We start from the raw sequence: 19,475 nt of genomic DNA, 5'->3' as shown, positions 1-19,475 counted from the left end.
GGCCTTCCGCGCTTTTGGCGCATCGCGCTTTGTGGCATGCTCCGGACATAGATAAAGATAAGGAATCGGGGGGTATCTTTGTCCAGATTTTTAAACCGGAGCCTGCTCCTGGCGGGGGTGCTGCTGCTCGCCGGTTGCGCTGCGCAGCAGCCGGTCGAAACAGCTCCGGGAACGATTGCCGAGCCAGTCTTTCCTGCTGTGGGCCTGTTTTACAAGCAGCCCAGCGATGCGCTGGAGAGCGACTGTCGCGAGTACGATGAACAGTCCGTGCTGCAGCATTGCAGCATGAATTACTTCGAGTTGTCGCGCCTGCACAGCCGCCTGCAGAGCACTGGGGCCTTTCATGAAGTGTCTGTCGGCGACGATGACAGGGAATACGCGATATCCGTGACACTGGCCGTATTCGATACGGAATCCGGCAAGGAGATCGGCAACGCCGCGCTATCCGGCGCGACCCTGATGGTGTTGCCCACGGTCATGCAGCAGACGCTGAAAGCTGAGGTGGTGGTGAGCTGGCGCAATGCGCTGGTGCGCCGTTATCAATACGAAATCCCGTTCAGCCACAGCGTGCACCTCTTTTCCGGGGTGAACAGCTATGACGACCAGCTTGCCGACCTGGTTGCCAGCCGGTTTGTCGAGGATGCCCGGCGCGAAGGTGTGTTTTCGCCGGAGTACCTGGCAGGTGCCCTGGGAGCCAGCGATTACGACAACGACCTGACCGTGCCGGAGCAGATCGCGGATTATGTGTTTATTGACCGCTATCGCTATAGCAACCCGCTACAGGGTGTGATGCTGCGGTTCGAGCATCGCCGGTTCACCTTTGACCGTGCGGATATCTTTATTTTCCCGGCGCTCAGCGTGGACTGGAGCGATGTGGCAGCGCTGGTAGAGGGCGAGGCCGATAGCGTGCGCGCAGAGCTGGGGTCGCTGCAGGCGCAGGGGGTGTTCCCGGAGGTTTCCCTCGGTGCGAACCGCCGCCTGGACTGGCAGCTGGATGATCGCCGCTTCCAGGGCGTGTCTTTCTCCGGCGGTTTGGTGGATGCCAAGGGCAGCCGTTTCCATACCGTGGTCTATGTATTCAACAAGGCAGACAAACTGATCAAGGTGCGCGCGACTTTCCCGATGGTAGACGGGGTGAATGAGGTGCCGCCGGCACCGGACCTGTTCGTGCAGGGAGCACTGGCAGGCATCCAGCCCCCGGGGGAGTCCGTATTCATGGCGCGCTTGCGGGCGCACGAGCGCCAGACCAGCCTCAACCCCTAGTGGGGTCCAGCCGGGCAGGGGGCGCTAGTTCAGGATCCAGCGCGCCACACCGAGCAGGTTGATGCTGACGAACACACTGTTGAGCAGTATCTGGTGCTTGTGGCCGGTCAGGCGCGCCCACAGCAGCAGGCAGAATGAACCGGGCAGGAACAGGGCGTAGGCCAGGCCCGACTGGGGAATATTCAGAGACATCAGCAGGGCGCCGGCAATCGACAGCGCGGTGCCGAGCCACCCCAGCAGGGCCTCCAGGCGGGAATGCCCGGCTGGAGTCTCCTCTGCTACTTTCTTGCTTTCGGCCGCTGCCGCGCCAGTTTCGCCTGTCATGCGAGTTTGCTCAGTGCACCGGGAAGCGGATGACTTCGGCTTTTTCCGGCGGCTGGTCGCCGCCGAACTGGATGCTGTAGACGATGTAGTCTGTCAGCAGGCCGTAGAGGTCGATGCGATTGTAGGGATTGATCTCGGCTTGTACATGCAGCACCTCGTGGGTGGAGCAGTAACTGGTAAACAGGATCTGGGTGGTATCGGGCAGGTTGAGCATCCACAGTTCCATTTCCACCATGACCTGGGTGTGATGGAAATCTTCCCCGGAGGACTCGGCGATGGCATTGTGGCGCGCCATGATGTCAAACACGTCGGACGCCTTGCCGTTGTTGAATGCCACCAGGGTGGGGGCGTCGCGCGTGATATTGCGTACGAGTTTGGCTTCGGATTCGGTCAGCGCCAAATCGCCGTCCTGGATTCTGTTGAATACGTCCACGTTGATACCGGTTCTGCTCGATCAATCTGTTGCCTTCAGCGCGGCAAGGTATCGGAATGGCTGCCGTTAGGCAATCGATAATAAAAGAAGCCGGCAACCCCTGTGGTGGCCCCCAAGTTGAGGGCCCGGGATTGCCGGCTGGCCTGGCCCGCTGAGCGGGTTGGCGTCAGGGATAGATTTCGATCGGCGTGTCGACCTGCACCAGGCTCCAGATCTCATCCATCTCGGAGTTGGTCACGGCGATACAGCCGTCGGTCCAGTTCATGCGGGTCAGGTATTTCTCGATGTTCTTCCACTCCGGCTTCTGGCCGTGGATCATGATACTGCCACCCGGGCTGACGCCCAGCTTGGCTGCGCGGGCGCGATCCTGGGCGTTCGGGTAGTCGATGCGGATTGCGCGATAATAGGTGCTGTTTTCCTTTTTCCAGTCGAGTGTGTAACGCCCTTCCGGGGTGCGCTTGTCACCCTCGCGGATCTTGTGGCCCCTGGGGTTTTTGCCAAATACCACATTGAAGCTGCGCACCACCTTGCCGGAGCGGATCAGCTGCATCAGCGACTTCGATTTGTGTACGACCACCAGGTCAACCGGCTGTGCCTTGGCCATGGCCAGTGTGGGCATAAACCATGCCAGAAAAAGGATTCCAAGCTGCTTCATAGAAAACAAACCGCAGGTCAATAATTTTCGTTGTGAGCCTGCCGCCCCCGGCTTGGCGCGCATTGCTGCGCCAGTGCGAATTTGGCTATTTATTGCTCGGTTCGGCAGTAAATTACCATCGTGCTTTGGGGGGTGGAAGTGAAAAGTTGTGTAAAGTGATCACTTTTTGGTCGCTAGTAACTTTGCCCAAATGTGGCTGAAAGCAGAGTTCTTTCGCCTAATTTAATGGGCGCACAGGTGACGGAATTTCGCCTCTCTTAGCGCATTTCCCGCCAGATGCAAGGCGATCCGAGATAAGAACCAATACAATCGATCCGGTCACCAATTGACCGTCAATTCCAGACAGGGGGAAAAATGCCAACCAAACAGGCCTTCTTTATCGCCGGCACGGATACCGATGCCGGCAAGACATTTATCGCCTGTGCGTTGCTGGCAGCGGCCCGCCGAAAAGGCCTCTCGACAGCAGCCATCAAGCCGGTGGCATCCGGCTGCGAGCAGACATCCGACGGGCTGCGCAACAGTGATGCACTGCTGCTGATGTCTGCCATGAGTGCAGAATTGGCCTATGAACAGGTCAACCCGGTGGCACTGGAGCCCGCCATCGCGCCGCATATCGCCGCGGCAGAGGCCGGGCGCCGGCTCGATCCGATGCGCCTGGCGGGGTTCTGCCGCGGTGTGCTGGGGGCGGGACAGGACTTTACCCTGGTGGAAGGTGCGGGCGGCTGGCGCGTGCCGCTGGGACCGCAGGGTTTCCTGTCGGACCTGCCGCGGGCGCTGGAGCTGCCGGTGATCCTGGTGGTGGGGATGAAGCTTGGCTGTATCAACCACGCAGTGCTGACGGCCGAGGCGATCCGTCGCGACGGCCTGCCGCTGGCGGGTTGGGTGGCGAATTTTGGCGCCGCGGAAATGGCGCGCCCGGATGAGAACTTTGACACCCTCTGCCGGCTGCTGCCGGCGCCCTGCCTGGGGCGGGTGCCGCACGTTGAGGGGGCGGATTTTCAAGCCGGGGCGGGCTTTCTCGACATTGACAGAATCGGGGTTCAAACATAGATTTAAAACAATTGTTTGAAATTGTGCGGGGCCGCCCGCGAACAGAATAAGGGGATACCCATGGCCGACTACGAGGCTCCATTGCGCGAAATGCGCTTCCTGCTGAACGAGGTCTTTGATGCACCGGCACTGTGGGCGCGACTGCCTGCGCTGGCGGAGGCCGCCGACCCGGATACCGTCGACGCCATCCTCGAGGAAATGGGCAAGCTTGCGGCCAATACCCTGGAGCCGATCAACCGCAGTGGTGATGAGGAAGGCTGTAGCTGGAACGAAGGCGTCGTAACCACGCCGCAGGGCTTTGCCGAGGCCTACCGCACCTACAGTGAGGGCGGCTGGGGCGCATTGCTTGGTAACCCGCAATACGGTGGTATGGGCATGCCCAAGATGCTGGGGGTGCAGGTTGAGGAAATGGTCTGCGCGGCCAATATTTCCTTTGCGCTGTACCCGGTACTGACCAACGGTGCCTGCCTCGCCATCGATGCCCACGCCAGCGAAGCCCTGAAGGAGCGGTACCTGCCGCAGATGTACAGCGGCGAGTGGGCCGGTGCCATGAACCTGACCGAGCCCCATGCCGGCACGGACCTCGGCATCATCCGCACCAGGGCCGAGCCTCAGGACGATGGCAGCTATGCCATTACCGGCACCAAGATCTTTATTACCGGCGGTGAGCAGGACCTGTCCGAGAACATCATCCACCTGGTGCTGGCCAAGCTGCCGGACGCGCCAGCGGGCCCCCGCGGTATCTCGCTGTTCCTGGTGCCGAAAATACAGGTGAACGAGGATGGTAGCCTCGGCGAGCGCAATGGTGTGCACTGTGGTTCTATCGAGCACAAGATGGGCATCAAGGCTTCTGCCACCTGCGTGATGAATTTCGACGGGGCCAAGGGCTGGCTGGTGGGCGAGCTCAACAAGGGCCTGGCCGCCATGTTCACCATGATGAACTACGAGCGACTCGGTGTGGGTATCCAGGGCCTGGGCGCCTCGGAGCGTTCCTACCAGAGTGCGGTGGACTACGCCCGTGAGCGCCTGCAGAGCCGCTCACCCGGTGGTGCCGCCGCGCCAGAGAAAAGCGCCGACCCGATCATCGTGCACCCGGACGTGCGCCGCATGCTGCTGACACAGAAGGCGTTTATCGGCGCGGGCCGTGCACTCTCGACCTATGTTGCCCAGTGGCTCGATATCGCCAAGTTTGGCGAGGGTGATGAGCAGGTCCACGCCGAGGGTATGGTGGCCCTGCTGACCCCGGTTGCGAAAGCCTTCTTCACTGACAAGGGGCTGGACTGTACGGTTCTCGGTCAGCAGGTATTCGGTGGCCACGGCTACATCCGCGAATGGGGGCAGGAGCAGCTGGTCCGTGATGTCCGTATCGCACAGATCTATGAGGGCACCAACGGCATCCAGGCGCTGGACCTGATGGGGCGCAAGACCGTCGCCAATGGTGGCGCGCTGTTCCAGCTGTTTGCGGACGACGTGCAGGCGTTTATCGATCAGCAGTCTGGCAATGCGGCCATGGCTGAATTCATCCAGCCGCTCGCGGCTGAGCTGGAAAACCTGCGCGAAGTCACCGCTGCGGTAATCGATGCGGCGAAAAATGACCCCCACGCGGTGGGCGCGGCATCGGTGGAATACCTGCACCTGATCGGATACGTGGGCTATGCGTTCATGTGGGCGCGCATGGCGGCCGTTGCACTGGAGAAACAGGACGCGGATGCGTTCTACCGTTCCCAGGTACAGACGGCACGCTTCTTCTTTGCCCGCCTGCTGCCGCAAACCGCAGCGCTCAGCAAGTCCGTGCTGGCCGGCAGTGATACCCTGATGCAGCTGGACGCAGGCCTGTTCTGAGCCCCTGCCGCAGCTATCTGACCGGAATGTGACCGCAATGTGACCGCAATGTAACCGGAAGGCGCAGGGCAGAACTTGCCCCGCCTTTCCGGTTGCTTTTACACTGGCATAAAGCAATAACGGGTAAGCCCCAATGCCAGAACACCAGGACTCTGCGCCGGTACTTTCCGGTGAAGACCAGGCACGTGTCGATGCCTATATCAGCCGCGGCGTGCACAGCGTCGATCGCAAACCCTTCCGCCCGTGGATGCTCATGGGGGTAATCGTCGTGGTGCTGACCGCACTATCCTTCCTGAGTCTGGTGATCGCGCGCACCAAGGGCGTGGTCTGAGGAGCTTTCATGGCTGAGGTAACCGGTTTCGAGCCGCTGGTATTCGAGCGGCAGGACGACGCGCAGATGTGTGCGTCCGCCCGCGCTTTTTATGACGAGGTCAAAGGCAGGCGCACGGTACGCGATTTCTCCAGCGAGCCAGTACCGCGGGAAGCGATCGAGCAGGCCTTGCTGGCGGCAGGCACCGCACCCAATGGTGCCAATATGCAGCCGTGGCACTTTGTTGTGGTGGAAAGCGCGGATATCAAGCGCCAGATCCGAATTGCCGCCGAGGCGGAAGAGCGCGAATTCTACGAGCGCCGCGCGTCGGAGGAGTGGCTGGATGCGCTGGCTCCGCTCGGCACTGACGCGCACAAGCCGTTCCTGGAAACCGCACCCTACCTGATCGCGATTTTCCTGAAGAAATTCTCCAAAGGCCCGAACGGCGAGAAGCTCAAGAATTATTACACCTCGGAATCCGTGGGTATCGCCACCGGTTTCCTGATCGCGGCATTGCACCGGGCGGGCCTTGCCAGCCTCACGCATACGCCGAGCCCGATGAAGTTCCTGAACAAAATACTGGGCCGTCCCGCCGATGAGCGCCCGTATATTCTGCTGGTTGTGGGTAAGCCCGCTGACGGCGCCGAGGTGCCGGCAATCAGCAAGAAACCGCTGCAGGAAATTTCCGACTTTGTCTGATTGCGCGGGTTACTGTTGCCGGCGTGCGTGTACCTCGACGCTGAACTCGATGCGCCGCGCGACGCGCAGCATGCCGTAGACGGCACTGAAGGGCTTGAGCCCGAGATCGCGGTGACTCAGGTGGAAGTCGGCCGTGGCGATCACCCGGTCGTCGATCACCTGCAGCGAGCCTCCCCTTACAACCTTCCGGAATGCGCGGCCCCTGACGATGATGTCCAGGTTGAATACCGGGCTGCTCGCCTGTACGTCCGGGATCGTCATTGAGACCACGATATCCGGGAAGCGCGCCGCGTGCAGGAGCCTTTCGCTGAGCATGTTCTTTCGGGTGGCCTCGGCGTCCTGTGCAGATATAGGCTTCAAAAATTCGCCGCCGCGACGCGCACGCACCTCCGGTGCATCCACAACCAGTTCACTGGCCGACAGCACCAGGTACCCGGCTGCGCTCCGGTCCTCCTGTACTTCAATAGTCCCCCGAAGCCTGGTAGCACTGACCGAATGCATATGGCCCTTGTGGCGCAGCAGGCCGGCGCGGCCTGTGAACAGGTCGATGCGGGACTGGCGCGAATCTATCGGGTAGGTGCCCGGCGTGGGGGTGGCGTGGGCCGGCAGGACCCAGGCCAGAAGTATTAACAAGCAAAGCGCGCGCAAGAACCCCTCCTGAATGTCGATCTTCCGGGGCCGCAGCCCGTTGAATTCACAGGATAGGCAATAAAAAAGCCCCGCGATGCGGGGCTTTGTGAGGTTTGCAGCTCAGTTGGCGGCTTACCAGATTTTCACACGTTCTTGCGGCGGGAGGTAAAGCGCATCGCCTTCCTGCACGTCGAACGCACTGTAGAACTCCGGTACGTTGCGCACGGTGCCGTTGATGCGGTACATCGCCGGGGAGTGCGGGTCGGTGTTGATCAGGTTGCGCAGCGCTTCGTCGCGCATTTTCGCGCGCCACACCTGGCCCCAGCCGAGGAATACGCGCTGTTCGCCGGTGAAGCCGTCGATCACCGGAGCTTCTTCTTCGCCCAGGGACATCTTGTAGGCCAGCATGCTGATGCTGAGGCCGCCGAGGTCGCCGATGTTTTCGCCCAGGGTGAATTCGCCGTTGACGCTCAGGTCTTCAAACGGCTTGAAGCCGCTGAACTGTTCCACCAGCTTGTCGGTACGGCTCTTGAACTCGGACTTATCCGCGTCGGTCCACCAATTGCGCAGTACGCCGTTGCCGTCAAAGGTGCTGCCCTTGTCATCGAAACCATGGCCGATTTCGTGGCCAATTACGGCACCGATGCCGCCGTAATTTACCGCGTCTTCGGCTTCCATGTTAAAGAATGGCGGCTGCAGGATGGCTGCCGGGAACACGATTTCGTTTAGTGCCGGGCTGTAGTAGGCGTTCACAGTTTGCGGGGTCATACCCCATTCGTGTTTGCGCACAGGGCCCTTTTGCTTTTCCAGCATTTCGGCGTAATCGAAAAGGGTGGAACGCTTTATGTTGCCGTACAGGTCATCGCCGCGCACTTCGAGAGAGGAGTAGTCTTTCCATTTGTCCGGATAGCCGATCTTGGGCGTAAACTTGGACAGTTTGTCCAACGCCTCTGTCCTGGTGGCATCGGTCATCCAGTCCAGTTCCTTGATGCTCTTCTCGTAAGCCTTGATCAGGTTTGCCACCAGTTCCTGCATGCGGGCCTTGGCTTCCGGCGGGAAGTGTTCTTTCACGTAAACCTTGCCGACCACTTCACCCAGATGCTGGTTCACCAGGCTGACGCCACGACGCCAGAGCGGGCGCGGTTCTTCCACCCCGTACAGGGTACGGCTGTTAAAGTCGAAGTGCTGCGCATAGACCTCGTCGCTCAAGTAGGGTGCTGCTGCGCGGGCCACGTTCCATTTTAGGTACAGCTGCCAGGCATCCAGCGGCGTGTCGGCGATGATGCCATCCAGCGCCTTCATGTAGTCGACCTGTGTTACAACAAGCTTGTCCAAGTCGCCAAGCTGCGCGGTGTTGATAAAGCCTTCCCAGTTAAACTCGGGCATCAGCTGGGGTAGTTCAGCCAGTGCGACGGGGTTATACATGGTTACCCAGTCACGCGCTTGCTCTTTTTTCATGTGTTCGCCGGCGAGGCGTTCTTCCAGCGCGTAAATCAATGCGCCGGCTTCTTCAGCCTTGTCGGCTTCAGTGATACCGGTGAGGGTGAGCATCTTGGCAATGTGCTGCCGGTAGGCTGAACGCACCTGCTCGGATTTTTCACTTTCCTTGAAGTAATACTCGCGGTCCGGCAGGCCGAGGCCGCCCTGCCAGGTGAAGACCATGTAAGCGCTGGGATTCTTGAGGTCGGCGTATTGGCCGATACCGAACGGCAGGTCGACGCCGGTCTTGTTGGCCTCGGCAAAGTACACAGCCAGGTCGGCGTGGTTGCCGATCTGTGCAATGCGCTCAAAGTCGCCGGCCAGCGGCGTGATGCCCAGCTGGTTGCGGGTTTCCATATCGGTGAACGATTTGTACAGGTCGCCCACTTTTTGCTCGTCGGAGCCTGCAGGGAAATCCCCTGTGGCGGACGCTTCGATGATCGCCTTGACGTGTTCCTGCGACTGGTCGCGCAGGATGTTGAAGCTGCCGAAGCGGGATTTGTCGGCCGGGATTTCGGTGTTCTTGATCCAGTTGCCGTTGACGAATGCGTTGAAATCGTCGCCGGGTTTGACGCTGGTATCCATGTGCTCCAGCTCGATGCCGGACTTGAGTTGCGCGGTGTCTGCGGCGGGCGCTGTGACTTTTTGTTCACAGCCGCTAATGGCCAGCAGCATCGCACTGAGGGCGAAGGCTTTTTTCACGATAGGGGTTCCCTGGTTTTTATAGGAATTCTGGTTGAGCGCGTCTGCCGCGCATCACGGCAGCGATATTGGCATAGCCTGTCGGGTATTGCCACGGGCCGCGGCCTGGCGCCTGTTGCCGGGATTGCCCGGGCCGGCCAGCATAGACCTGCGCGCCACGAATGGCCAAGTACTTGCGGTAAATTGCGGGGCTCCTGCGGCCGGCTGTATGGGCAAGCAAGCAGAACCCCCTTATGCTGGCAGGCTCGCGTTGTTTCGGGTTGAAGCTCCTTCCCCGATCGCGCTATACGAACACACAGGACCCTGACAGGACCCGATGAGCAGCCGACTTTTCCAATATGCCAGCGCCAGGCTGGAAGACCCCAAGCGCCAGTACCGGGCGTTCCAGCTCCTCGGCTGGAGCGGATACGGGTTTGCCACCTATATTGGCGGACACTTCTGGGTAGATGATCATCTGGCCCAGGCCCTCTATATGCTGGTTGCCACCATTACTGGCTGGCTGCTGACGATCCCCATGCGCCGTATTTACCTGCGCCTGTGGAACCGCGAGCCGCTGAGGCGGGTAATTGGTACTTTGCTGGCTATCACGCTGGCGGCGCTGCTCTGGGCGCTACTGAAGAAACTGGGCAATGTCTGGGCATTTCCGGAAGAGGGCGGCCTCAAGTGGGGTGACAGCTTCTACTGGTACGCCTACTCCTTCATGATTTATGTCACCTGGACCGGTGCGTATTTTGCCATCAAATATTACCGTGCCTCTCGCGAGGAGCGGGAGAAGGCCCTGCGGGCGGAGTCGATGGCCCACCAGGCCCAGTTGAAGATGTTGCGCTACCAGCTCAACCCGCATTTCCTGTTCAACACACTGAATGCCATTTCCACCCTGATTCTGGATAAGGACAGCCCCACCGCGAACGCCATGGTCACGCGGCTGTCACAGTTTCTGCGGCACTCTCTCGATAACGACCCAATGCAGAAGGTCACGCTCGAGAAAGAGGTCGAGGCCCTGATGCTGTACCTCGATATCGAGAAAGTGCGCTTTGGTGAGCGCTTGCAGGTAGACGTGCGGATGGACGATGCTGCCCAGTACGCCCTGGTGCCGAGCCTGCTGCTGCAGCCCATGGTTGAAAATGCTATCAAGTATGCGATTTCCCGCCGCGAAGAAGGCGGTAGCATCAGGATCGAGGCTCGTGTTATTTCCGGGGAGCTGCATCTGGCGGTTTCCGACAGTGGCTCCGGTGAACCGGTTGTGAACCTGTCTAATCTCGAAGGCAGTTCCGGTGTCGGTGTGCGCAATACCCGCGAACGCCTGCAGGTGCTCTACGGCAAGGAGCAGGATATTCGCTTTACCGCCAGTGACCTGGGTGGTCTTGCCGTGCGAATTCGGCTGCCTTACGAAACCGTACGCAAGAAAGTCGCGCTGCATAGCTAGCGGACAGTAGAAAATTCAAAATCAAGGGATTGGCATGCAACAGCTGAAAGCGATCATTGTCGATGACGAGCCGTTGGCACGGCGCGGTATGCGCCTGCGCCTGGAGGCACTGGGTTCGGTCGAAGTTCTCACGGAATGCGGCAACGGCCGCGAGGCGCTGGAGCAGATTCCGGCGCTAAAGCCCGATGTTGTGTTCCTGGACATCCAGATGCCCGGTATGGGCGGCTTCGATGTGGTGCGCCAGTTGGATGAGGCGGACATGCCCGCGGTGGTGTTCGTTACCGCCTACGATCAGTTTGCGGTAGAAGCCTTCGACATCAACGCGGTGGACTATGTATTGAAGCCGCTGGAAGAGGAGCGCCTGGCGCAGGCAATCGAGCGCGTGCGCGAGCGTATCGCCAGCGACAGCCTGGCATCGGATCGCGAGCACCTGCTGCGCGCGGTGGCGGAGCTAACCCAGCAAACCGAACAGACCATCGAGGACAGGCTGGCTGCTGGCGAGAGCGCCGCCACCAGTCCCTACCCGGAAAAAATCGCAATCAAGGATTCGGGGCGGATCACACTGGTGCCCGCCAGGGAAATCGACTGGATCGATGCGGCCGGCGACTATATGTGCGTGCATGCCTGTGGTGAGACCCACGTCATGCGAATCACCATGAAGGAACTGGAGCAACAGCTGAACCCGGCAGTGTTCCAGCGCATACATCGTTCTACTATCGTCAACCTGGCGCGCGTTGAGAAAATCGTTGCGCATATCAACGGCGAGTACCACCTGGTCCTGAACAACGGTGAGCGCCTGAAGATGAGTCGCAGTTATAAAAACAAAGTGCAGCACTTTCTCTAAAGGCCTGCTTTAGACGTTGCGCCCAAAGTTCCAGTGCCAGCTGTAAGGCTGGTTTTTGCTAAAGGCAAATAACAGTTTTTCGGAGACTCTAATGGCGCTAACCGCCGCTGCCCTGAAGAACCCGGCTGCCACTGCGGTCGGTGTAGTGATGACAATTGTCCTGGGCATTTTCCTTGCCTCGCAGCTGCCGATCCAGCTGCTGCCGTCGATCGAGAAGCCACGCATCTTTATCAGTGCGGGCTGGCGCGCGGCATCCCCCCAGGAGATGGAATCGGAAATAGCCCAGCCCATCGAATCGGTCCTGAAGGGGCTTACCGGGATGGAAACCATGGAGGTTTCAATCAACCCGGGACGGACAAGCGTAGAACTGGAATTCGGTTTGGGCACCGATATGAACAAGACGTTGATCAATGTGATCAGCCGCCTCAATCGCCTGCCTCCACTACCGCGGGATGCAACTCCGCCACAGGTAAACCTCGGGGGCCGTGGTGGTGATGCGGAAGCATTGACCTACTATTTCCTCCAGGTGCTTGAAGGCAACGATACGCCAGTCAGCGAATATGTTCAGTTCCTGGAAGATGTGGTCAAGCCGCAGATTGAGTCGATTGACGGGGTCGCGGCTGTGCAGGTGCGTTCGCGTTCGAGCAACCAGGATGAATTGCAGATCCTGTTTGATCCGTGGAAAGCGGCCGAACAGGGCATCCAGATCCCGCAGGTCGCGCAGCGGCTTGCGAGCTCGCGTAATATTTCGGGCGGTACCGTGGATGTTGGCCGGCGCCAGTATTCCCTCAGGTTCGAAGGGGAGTATGACCCGGAAAAACTCGGTGACCTGATTCTCGAGTGGCGCGGCGGCCAGCCGGTCCACCTGCGTGATATCGCGGAGGTGAAGGTGGGGCCCGGGCAGGATTTTGGCATGTCGATCCAGAATGGCAATCCGGCGGTTTCCATGCGAATCGACAAGGAATCCGGAGCGAACCTGCTGGCGACCCTTGCAGAGGTCAAGGACAAGGTCGCGGAAATCAATGAAGATCTTCTGGCGGACAAGCAGCTCGCAATGGTGCAGTCGTTTGACTCCTCTGTGTTTATCTATCGCGCATTGAACCTGCTTGGCGGCAACCTGCTCCTCGGGATCCTATTTGCGGTTGGCGTGCTGTGGTGGTTCCTGCGCCGCCGGCGTGCCACCCTGATTGTTGCCGCTGCAATCCCGATTTCCCTGCTCGCAACTTTTATCATTTTGTCTGCCGCCGGTCGTACCGTGAATGTAATTTCTCTCGCTGGCCTGGCGTTTGCCTCTGGTATGGTGCTGGATGCCGCAATCGTGGTGCTGGAGAACATCGTGCGCCTGCGGGAAAAGGGAGAGCCGGCATTCAGGGCCTCGCTGGAGGGGGCAACCCAGGTTTGGGGCGCGCTGCTCGCCAGCACCGCGACAACGATCGCCATTTTCCTTCCCGTATTCTTTCTGGAGAGTGTGGAAGGCCAGATTTTTGGCGACCTGGCGCTGACGATTTCTGTTGCGGTGGTTTTCTCCCTGCTGGTCGCTGTACTGGTGGTGCCAGTGGCGGCCAAACTGTGGCTGCCCGCGGGCGCGCTAGAAGACCGCCTCGCGGACCGCTGGAAGAAATGGGCGGGCAAGATCATGGCGTTTACGGGCAAGCCCAGTCGCCGGCCGCTGATCATCGTCACCATGCTGGCACTGCCATTGCTGGTCACGTTACCGCTACTGCCAACCCTGGACTACCTGCCGCCGGTAAAAAATGATCAGGTCAATGTGCGGCTTTCCTATCCCAATGCGACCAATATGACAGTTATCCGCGAGGAGATCGTTGCAGAACTGAGTCGCCGGATGGCCCCCTACATGAAGGGGGAGAAGGAGCCCGCACTCAAAAACTATTTCATCATCACCTGGAGCGCCGGGGGATTGATGGGGGCCCGGGTGCAGGATATCTCGCGTATTGGCGAGATCGAACATCTGCTGCGTACGGAAATTACAAAGGACATTCCGGACTTCCGTGGCTTTGTCTCACGTGGCAGCCTGTTCGGCGGCTTTGGCGGTGGGCGTGGTCTGGATCTGCATATCCAGAGCCCGGACGAGGACGCCATGATAGGCGCGGCGCAAAAGGCCATCGATCTGCTGGCGGAAGCGCTGCCCGGGGTGCCGGTACGCCCGCAGCCAAACCTTGAGCGTAACAGCCCGGAATATACCGTGCGCCCGGACGACCATGCGCTTTACGAGCAAGGCTGGAGCAGGCAGGCGCTTGGCAGCGTTGTAAGGGCACTGGGCAATGGCCTGTATGTGGGTGAATATTTCAACGGTGAAAACCGTCTGGATATTATCCTGAGGGCAAAGGAGTGGCGCACCCAGGATGATATGGCGCGTACACCGCTGGCAATGCCGAATGGGGCCGTGCTGCCACTGTCGAGTATTGCCAGTGTGGAACGCACGACCGGTGCCGGCCAGATACGCCGCCTGGACGGACGCCGGACTATCACGCTGAGTGTGTTGCCGCCGGACGATAAAAGCCTGGAAGAGCTGGTGGCCATTATCGAAGCGCAGGTACTACCCGGCGTAAAGGCGGAGCTTTCCGATGGCAACGTCCTGCTCGGTGGCAATGCTTCCGACCTGCAGAACGCATTGAAGTCACTGTCCCAGAATTTTGTTCTGGCCCTGATCATCCTGTTCCTGTTGATGAGCGCGCTGTTCCGCTCGGTGAAGGATGCCGGGCTGGTTTTATTGACGCTGCCGCTGGCCACGGTAGGCGGGGCACTGGCGCTGCGTGCACTGAATCTGGTGACCTTCCAGCCGCTCGACCTGCTCACCATGATGGGCTTTGTCATTTTGCTGGGCCTCGTGGTCAATAACGCAATCCTGCTGGTACACCAGACCCGTGCCGCGGAGCGCAACGGCGCAACGCGCCTGGCCGCAGTGGAACAGGCGCTGACTTTACGTATGCGCCCCATCTTTATGAGTACGCTGACCAGTATTTTTGGTATGTTGCCGCTGCTCATTGCACCGGGCGAAGGCGCGGCTATCTATCGTGGCCTGGCCGCAGTAATCGTTGGCGGCATGGCTGTCAGTACCCTGTTTACATTGATTTTGTTGCCGACGCTTCTGCAGCTCGGCAAGGCACCGGCGCCGGTTCAAGCGGATGATGCAGCGCTGGCAGCGGAGAGGTAATTATGAAACATTTCTTTTCGGCAGCGTTGCTGTTGCTGGTTGCCACTGCTGCAATGGCGCAGCCGGGTCGACCTGTCGCCGTGGCGGTGGAGCAGGTGCAGGTACGCCTGCTGTCCCCGAGCCTCTGGTCCCCCGCGCGCGTCGCTAGTCGCCGCGATGTGCGGGTGGCCTCGGAGATCAATGGATTGTTACGCAGCGTGGCGGAGCCCGGTACCCGGGTTGCGCGGGGTGAGCTGCTGGCACAACTGGATGACACCTACTGGCAGTTGCAGCTCCGCACGGATGAAAGCCGGATCCTGCAGCTGAAGGCGCGACTCAAATATATGGACGCGCAGCTTGAGCGGCTACAGCAGCTGAGCGAAACCAATAGCACCTCCCGTTCCGCGCTGGAAGAGCAGGCGGCCAACAGGGAGGCCATTGCCCAGGACCTGGCCAGCGCGGAAATCGCCCGCGATCGTACGCGCTATGAGCTCGGCAAGACACGTATAGTTGCGCCGTTTGATGCGCTGGTGGTTTCGCGTGAACGCCAGGCCGGCGAGTATGTGCGCACCGGTGAGCCCCTGTTGCGGGCCATCGCGCGCGATGCGCTGGAGGCAGAAGCGGACGTCCCCCTCAGCGCAGTGCCCTACCTTGCGAACGATGCGGTACTTACCGTGCGATCCGGAGATCAGTTTGTAGAGGCGCCGGTACGGCAACTGGTGCCGGCCACCAACCCGGGGTCACGCACGGTAAAGTTGTTGCTCTCACTGCCGGCGGATTCGGACTGGATCTTCGGCGCACCGATCCAGGTGGCAGTACCCACGGCAGCGCCCCGCGAGGCGCTGGTGGTGCCACGCGATGCACTGGTCCTGCGGGAAACGGGCACCTTTGTCTTCAGGGTCGGCGCCGAGGGCATTGCGGAGCGCATCATGGTGACTGCCGGCGGTGGCGAAAGCGACTGGATTTCTGTATCGGGTCCGTTAAAGGATGGTGACCAGGTGGTAGTGCGCGGTGCTGAGCGCCTGCTGCCGGGACAGAAACTCAAGATCCTGCCGGCACCACTGAACGTCAACTGAAGTTCGCCCTGATCCCGATTCCTGATTTGCAAATCCCGCAACGCGCCCCAATCTCCGGGGCGCGTTTCTCTTCTCCCATCTATGCTGGATAAACGGGGTTTATCCGCCAATTGCGGCGCCCGCTTTTTGGCAAAGGCATTCGATGGGAAAATCGCTGCTCTCAATCTTCCGGGCCTTACTTCTGCTCGCCTTTATGTGGCATGGGGTGTCTGCTTGCGCGCAGCCGCTGGCCGCACAGGATGCGCAAACCAGTGGCGGTTCAGAGCAGGCCTTTGAGGCGGTCATCCCGGATTTCACCGCGCCTTCAGCGGAATGGTGGGGTGCCTGGGAGAAGCTTGAGCACGAGCAGCGGGTGCAGTGGTTGCAGCAACTGGAAACTGCCTGGCGCGAATGGCGCAGTTCTTTGGCAGTGGACAGCGCGTTGCGCAGCCAGGACGAAAATGTCGAGGCCCGCTTCCAGGGCATCAGGCAGATCTGGGATGACCGCGACCGATACCTCAAAACAAAACTGTTGGAACAGGTGAGCTTCCCCGCAGACCCGGATGTGAACCAGTGGGCTGCTTCTGATCGCAGTGTTGCCGACGGTTTGGCTCGACTGGACAGCCTGGTCGCAGAGATCCAGCTCGCCAACGATTCCCTGGATCAGTCGCGCAGCCTGCTGGACCGGCAGCTCCTGAAAATGCGGGATGCTGAACAACCTTCCTCTGATCACGAGCGGGCTGCGGCCCGGGTTTTCCTGGCGCAGGTTAATCACCTGTTGCTGATCGAGCGACGCGAGCGACTGGTGGCCCGGGAGGTCGCCTGGAAAAAGGAAATGGAGCTCGCATCCGCTGAGCTGCAGCGCATGCTGTCTGAGCTTAAATTCAGCGAAAAAGTCGAGCAGGATATCGCCGCAGCGATTGAGGCGCTCGCCCTGGAAATAGAAAAGCTGCTCAGCCAGCGCGCGGAGTTGCAGTCCGCGTTGCTGCAGAAGACGGATGAGAGCAAAGCGTTTGATATGCGCCTTTCTGTCATGTTGCTGGACCTGAGAATCCAGCAAAAACGCCTGGAGCGACACCGGGCCATACTGCGCCAGCATATCAATGCCGCAGCGGATCCCACTGGCGAGACAAAACCCATCAAGAAAGGCAAGCGGGTGGTCGAAGGTGCGACCCGGATTCGTGATGTGGTGGGCAAAGAGCTGGCGGTAAAGCGTACGCAGCTGATGTCCTGGCTGGACGACAACCAGACCCGCGAGCAGGAAGCGCTGGTACAGAGCTGGTGGCAGCGTATCGAGGAGATCAACAGCGTCCTCAAGGTGGTCTCAAAAGCGCTGGTGGATGTTGAACGCTATAACAAGTCCCAGCTGACCCTGGTGCGCGAACAGCAGGGCCTTTGGGCCGCTGTGGGCGAGGATTTTGAAAGCTGGCGCATATTCTTCAGCGACCTCTGGCAGCGCTTTTCCCACTATACGCTGTTTGATATCAACAATAATCCGGTCACGATCGTTACCCTGCTGCAGATACTGCTGGCCTGGCTTATTGCTTACCTCGCATCACGCATCACCCGGCGCGCACTGCGGCGCCTGGTGGATACCAACCAGGCCAGCGAATCGACGGTATATAGCATTGGGCGCGTCAGCCACTACGCCTATATCCTGATAGCGTTCCTTGCGTCGCTGATGATCATTGGCCTGGATACCACCAGCCTGACGGTCGTGGCCGGTGCGCTGTCTGTGGGTATCGGCTTCGGTTTGCAGGAGATTTTCGGGAACTTTGTATCGGGGCTGATCCTTTTGTTTGAGCGGCCACTCAAAGTGGGTGACCTGGTAGAGCTGGAGTCCGGAGTGTTCGGCCGCATTCGCGCGATCAATGTGCGCTCTACCCGCATCACTACCCGCGACAATGTCGATATCCTGGTGCCCAACAGTGAGTTTGTGGCCGGCCGTGTAATCAACCACACACTGGACGACCCGATTCGCCGGATCCATGTCGACTTCGGTGTGGCCTATGGCTCGGACCCGGCCATGGTCCAGCAGGCAGCCATGGAAGCGGCGGACAAGGTGGTGTTGACCCATACCGACTGGAACCACAAAACCGAGGTATGGCTGGTGGGCTTCGGGGAAAGCTCCCTCGATTTCAAACTTGTGGTCTGGATCAACAGTAATCGTCTTGCCCCGCTCGGGGACCCCTATGCGCAATACAATGTGGAATTACTGGAGTCCCTGACCCGTCACGGTATAGAAATTCCGTTCCCGCAGCGCGACCTGCGCCTGCGCAGTTGGGATGACAAGGCCTGGCCCGCTGCCGTACTCCGGCGTAATGGCGGCAGGCGTGGTACAGGAGACTGAAACGTGTCCTACCCCCGCTCCCATATCGGTTATATCGAAGAGGATTTTCTGGCGCAGTTGGCGGAGGAGGCCCGCACAAAGTTCGGGGTGGGCAAGGTCGCGGACTACATCCCCGCACTCGCGGAAGTGGAGCCGGACCAGTTCGGGATGGCAATTTGCCACAGGGATGGCCGGGTACAGAGTTGCGGTGATGCGCTGGTGCCTTTTTCCATCCAGAGTATCTCCAAGGTGATCTCCCTGGTGATTGCCATGCGCCACGCGGACGAATTCGGCCTGTGGCAGCGATTGCGCCAGGAGCCTTCCGGGATGCCGTTCAGCTCGCTGATACAGCTGGAGCGCGAGGAAGGCATACCGCGCAACCCGTTCGTCAATGCCGGTGCGCTGGTGATCGTGGATATCCTGGTTGAGAAGATCTTTTTGATACTCCACCACATGCGCGAATTTGTGCGTGAACACAGCGGCAACCGCTCGATCAATTACGATGCCCGAGTGGCCGAATCGGAATTGCGCAACACTTCCCGCAATGCGGCCATCGCCCACCTGATCAAGAGTTTTGGCAATATCCATGGCGATGTGAACCGGGTACTCGAGGTCTACTGCCATTTCTGTGCGCTGGGCATGAATTGCGTCGACCTGGCGCGGCTCTTCTCGTTTCTCGCGTCCGCAGGCCACAGCCCGATTAGTAGCCAACAACTGCTGAGCGCGGATCAGGCGCGCGAGGTCAATGGCATGATGCTGACCTGCGGCCTTTATGACGCTTCCGGCTCCTATGCCGCGCAGGTGGGGCTGCCTGCAAAAAGTGGTGTCGGCGGCGGCATTGTGGCGGTATTGCCGGGCGAGTTTACCGTGTGTGCCTGGTCTCCGCGGCTGGATGCCAATGGCAATTCTGTCGGGGCGCGCTGGGCGCTGGAAAAACTGGTGGATTACCTGGGGCGCTCTCCCCTCGGTTAAGCGGCTCGCGCTGCAATGCAAGATGCAATGCCGAATGGGTTTCGGCTCAAGAGTCAGACTGGCCTGACTGGTCGCGCCTCGTTAACCGCCTGAAATATATGGGATTTCCGTGGGATGCATAGTTGGCACGTTCGCTGCAGTATCAGGGTTATGGCGCTGCGGTTGTGGATGGCAGTCGGTAGCAGGGGGAAGTCGCTACTGCATCTACGTCGCCGCAGCTCCCGATTTATTGTCTGGCGCGAGCTGCCTATCAAGCTTCTCTGTGGCCGAACAACCCTTCATTGCCTCGCTGCAACAGGTTGTTCGGT

General features: G+C 59.9%; 16 protein-coding genes. 11 read left to right on the top strand and 5 right to left on the bottom strand.

The window, feature by feature from the left end; translation table 11 throughout:
* Positions 1-78: 78 nt before the first annotated feature.
* Positions 79-1,263: a hypothetical protein gene (locus tag QSJ80_RS00500; RefSeq protein ID WP_285762306.1), complete on the top strand. Its 1,185-nt coding sequence runs from the start codon at positions 79-81 to the stop codon at positions 1,261-1,263.
* A 24-nt stretch (positions 1,264-1,287) separates the two neighbouring features.
* Here the strand turns inward: QSJ80_RS00500 and QSJ80_RS00495 are convergent, their stop codons facing one another.
* The 3 genes from QSJ80_RS00495 to QSJ80_RS00485 all read right to left on the bottom strand — a co-directional run bounded on the left by QSJ80_RS00495 (position 1,288) and on the right by QSJ80_RS00485 (position 2,675).
* Positions 1,288-1,587 carry a hypothetical protein gene (locus QSJ80_RS00495; RefSeq protein WP_285762305.1) on the bottom strand — a complete coding sequence of 100 codons (300 nt, stop codon included), beginning with the start codon at positions 1,585-1,587 and terminating at the stop codon, positions 1,288-1,290.
* Between the two features lie 10 nt (positions 1,588-1,597).
* Positions 1,598-2,020: a hypothetical protein gene (locus tag QSJ80_RS00490; protein ID WP_285762304.1), complete on the bottom strand. Its 423-nt coding sequence runs from the start codon at positions 2,018-2,020 to the stop codon at positions 1,598-1,600.
* Between the two features lie 166 nt (positions 2,021-2,186).
* A complete protein-coding gene (locus QSJ80_RS00485) occupies positions 2,187-2,675 on the bottom strand; it encodes a L,D-transpeptidase family protein (protein WP_285762303.1) in 489 nt (162 codons plus the stop codon).
* A gap of 354 nt (positions 2,676-3,029) precedes the next feature.
* On the opposite strand from QSJ80_RS00485, the gene bioD reads away from it, so the two are divergent.
* From bioD to QSJ80_RS00465, 4 genes are all read left to right on the top strand, one after another.
* Complete coding sequence (gene bioD, locus QSJ80_RS00480; RefSeq protein WP_285762302.1) at positions 3,030-3,725, top strand: dethiobiotin synthase; 696 nt, start codon at positions 3,030-3,032, stop codon at positions 3,723-3,725.
* A gap of 60 nt (positions 3,726-3,785) precedes the next feature.
* Complete coding sequence (locus QSJ80_RS00475; RefSeq protein ID WP_285762301.1) at positions 3,786-5,567, top strand: acyl-CoA dehydrogenase C-terminal domain-containing protein; 1,782 nt, start codon at positions 3,786-3,788, stop codon at positions 5,565-5,567.
* A 133-nt stretch (positions 5,568-5,700) separates the two neighbouring features.
* Positions 5,701-5,898 carry a DUF3094 family protein gene (locus QSJ80_RS00470; protein ID WP_285762300.1) on the top strand — a complete coding sequence of 66 codons (198 nt, stop codon included), beginning with the start codon at positions 5,701-5,703 and terminating at the stop codon, positions 5,896-5,898.
* Between the two features lie 9 nt (positions 5,899-5,907).
* Positions 5,908-6,576: a nitroreductase family protein gene (locus tag QSJ80_RS00465; RefSeq protein ID WP_285762299.1), complete on the top strand. Its 669-nt coding sequence runs from the start codon at positions 5,908-5,910 to the stop codon at positions 6,574-6,576.
* Positions 6,577-6,585: 9 nt separating this feature from the next.
* On the opposite strand, the gene QSJ80_RS00460 is transcribed toward QSJ80_RS00465, so the two are convergent.
* Both QSJ80_RS00460 and QSJ80_RS00455 read right to left on the bottom strand, forming a co-directional pair.
* Positions 6,586-7,209 carry a hypothetical protein gene (locus tag QSJ80_RS00460; protein ID WP_285762298.1) on the bottom strand — a complete coding sequence of 208 codons (624 nt, stop codon included), beginning with the start codon at positions 7,207-7,209 and terminating at the stop codon, positions 6,586-6,588.
* A gap of 129 nt (positions 7,210-7,338) precedes the next feature.
* Complete coding sequence (locus QSJ80_RS00455; protein WP_285762297.1) at positions 7,339-9,387, bottom strand: M13 family metallopeptidase; 2,049 nt, start codon at positions 9,385-9,387, stop codon at positions 7,339-7,341.
* Between the two features lie 316 nt (positions 9,388-9,703).
* Between QSJ80_RS00455 and QSJ80_RS00450 the strand changes: the two genes are divergently transcribed.
* The 6 genes from QSJ80_RS00450 to glsB all read left to right on the top strand — a co-directional run bounded on the left by QSJ80_RS00450 (position 9,704) and on the right by glsB (position 19,167).
* Complete coding sequence (locus QSJ80_RS00450; RefSeq protein ID WP_285762296.1) at positions 9,704-10,813, top strand: sensor histidine kinase; 1,110 nt, start codon at positions 9,704-9,706, stop codon at positions 10,811-10,813.
* A gap of 34 nt (positions 10,814-10,847) precedes the next feature.
* A complete protein-coding gene (locus tag QSJ80_RS00445) occupies positions 10,848-11,657 on the top strand; it encodes a LytR/AlgR family response regulator transcription factor (RefSeq protein ID WP_285762295.1) in 810 nt (269 codons plus the stop codon).
* Positions 11,658-11,748: 91 nt separating this feature from the next.
* Complete coding sequence (locus tag QSJ80_RS00440) at positions 11,749-14,832, top strand: efflux RND transporter permease subunit (protein WP_285762294.1); 3,084 nt, start codon at positions 11,749-11,751, stop codon at positions 14,830-14,832.
* A 2-nt stretch (positions 14,833-14,834) separates the two neighbouring features.
* Complete coding sequence (locus QSJ80_RS00435; protein WP_285762293.1) at positions 14,835-15,887, top strand: efflux RND transporter periplasmic adaptor subunit; 1,053 nt, start codon at positions 14,835-14,837, stop codon at positions 15,885-15,887.
* A gap of 142 nt (positions 15,888-16,029) precedes the next feature.
* Positions 16,030-18,216 (top strand): mechanosensitive ion channel domain-containing protein, encoded by a 2,187-nt coding sequence (locus QSJ80_RS00430; protein WP_285762292.1) that lies wholly within the window; start codon positions 16,030-16,032, stop codon positions 18,214-18,216.
* A gap of 3 nt (positions 18,217-18,219) precedes the next feature.
* The gene (gene glsB / locus QSJ80_RS00425; protein WP_285762291.1) at positions 18,220-19,167 is read left to right on the top strand and encodes a glutaminase B; all 948 of its coding nucleotides are present in this window, start codon (positions 18,220-18,222) and stop codon (positions 19,165-19,167) included.
* The last annotated feature ends 308 nt before the right edge of the window (positions 19,168-19,475 follow it).

The sequence above is a fragment of the Biformimicrobium ophioploci genome, assembly GCF_030270605.1.
GTDB classification, from domain to species: Bacteria; Pseudomonadota; Gammaproteobacteria; order Pseudomonadales; family Cellvibrionaceae; genus Biformimicrobium; species Biformimicrobium ophioploci.
The sequence above is the reverse complement of the archived record's forward strand: the minus strand, read 5'-3'. Positions and strand labels throughout refer to the sequence as shown.

What these genes read in the sequence shown, in the direction of transcription:
- QSJ80_RS00495 (WP_285762305.1), bottom strand. Translation starts at nt 1,587, where the DNA reads ATGACAGGCGAAACTGGCGCGGCAGCGGCCGAAAGCAAGAAAGTAGCA.
- QSJ80_RS00485 (WP_285762303.1), bottom strand. Translation starts at nt 2,675, where the DNA reads ATGAAGCAGCTTGGAATCCTTTTTCTGGCATGGTTTATGCCCACACTG.
- bioD (WP_285762302.1), top strand. Translation starts at nt 3,030, where the DNA reads ATGCCAACCAAACAGGCCTTCTTTATCGCCGGCACGGATACCGATGCC.
- QSJ80_RS00475 (WP_285762301.1), top strand. Translation starts at nt 3,786, where the DNA reads ATGGCCGACTACGAGGCTCCATTGCGCGAAATGCGCTTCCTGCTGAAC.
- QSJ80_RS00470 (WP_285762300.1), top strand. Translation starts at nt 5,701, where the DNA reads ATGCCAGAACACCAGGACTCTGCGCCGGTACTTTCCGGTGAAGACCAG.
- QSJ80_RS00465 (WP_285762299.1), top strand. Translation starts at nt 5,908, where the DNA reads ATGGCTGAGGTAACCGGTTTCGAGCCGCTGGTATTCGAGCGGCAGGAC.
- QSJ80_RS00450 (WP_285762296.1), top strand. Translation starts at nt 9,704, where the DNA reads ATGAGCAGCCGACTTTTCCAATATGCCAGCGCCAGGCTGGAAGACCCC.
- QSJ80_RS00445 (WP_285762295.1), top strand. Translation starts at nt 10,848, where the DNA reads ATGCAACAGCTGAAAGCGATCATTGTCGATGACGAGCCGTTGGCACGG.
- QSJ80_RS00440 (WP_285762294.1), top strand. Translation starts at nt 11,749, where the DNA reads ATGGCGCTAACCGCCGCTGCCCTGAAGAACCCGGCTGCCACTGCGGTC.
- QSJ80_RS00435 (WP_285762293.1), top strand. Translation starts at nt 14,835, where the DNA reads ATGAAACATTTCTTTTCGGCAGCGTTGCTGTTGCTGGTTGCCACTGCT.
- QSJ80_RS00430 (WP_285762292.1), top strand. Translation starts at nt 16,030, where the DNA reads ATGGGAAAATCGCTGCTCTCAATCTTCCGGGCCTTACTTCTGCTCGCC.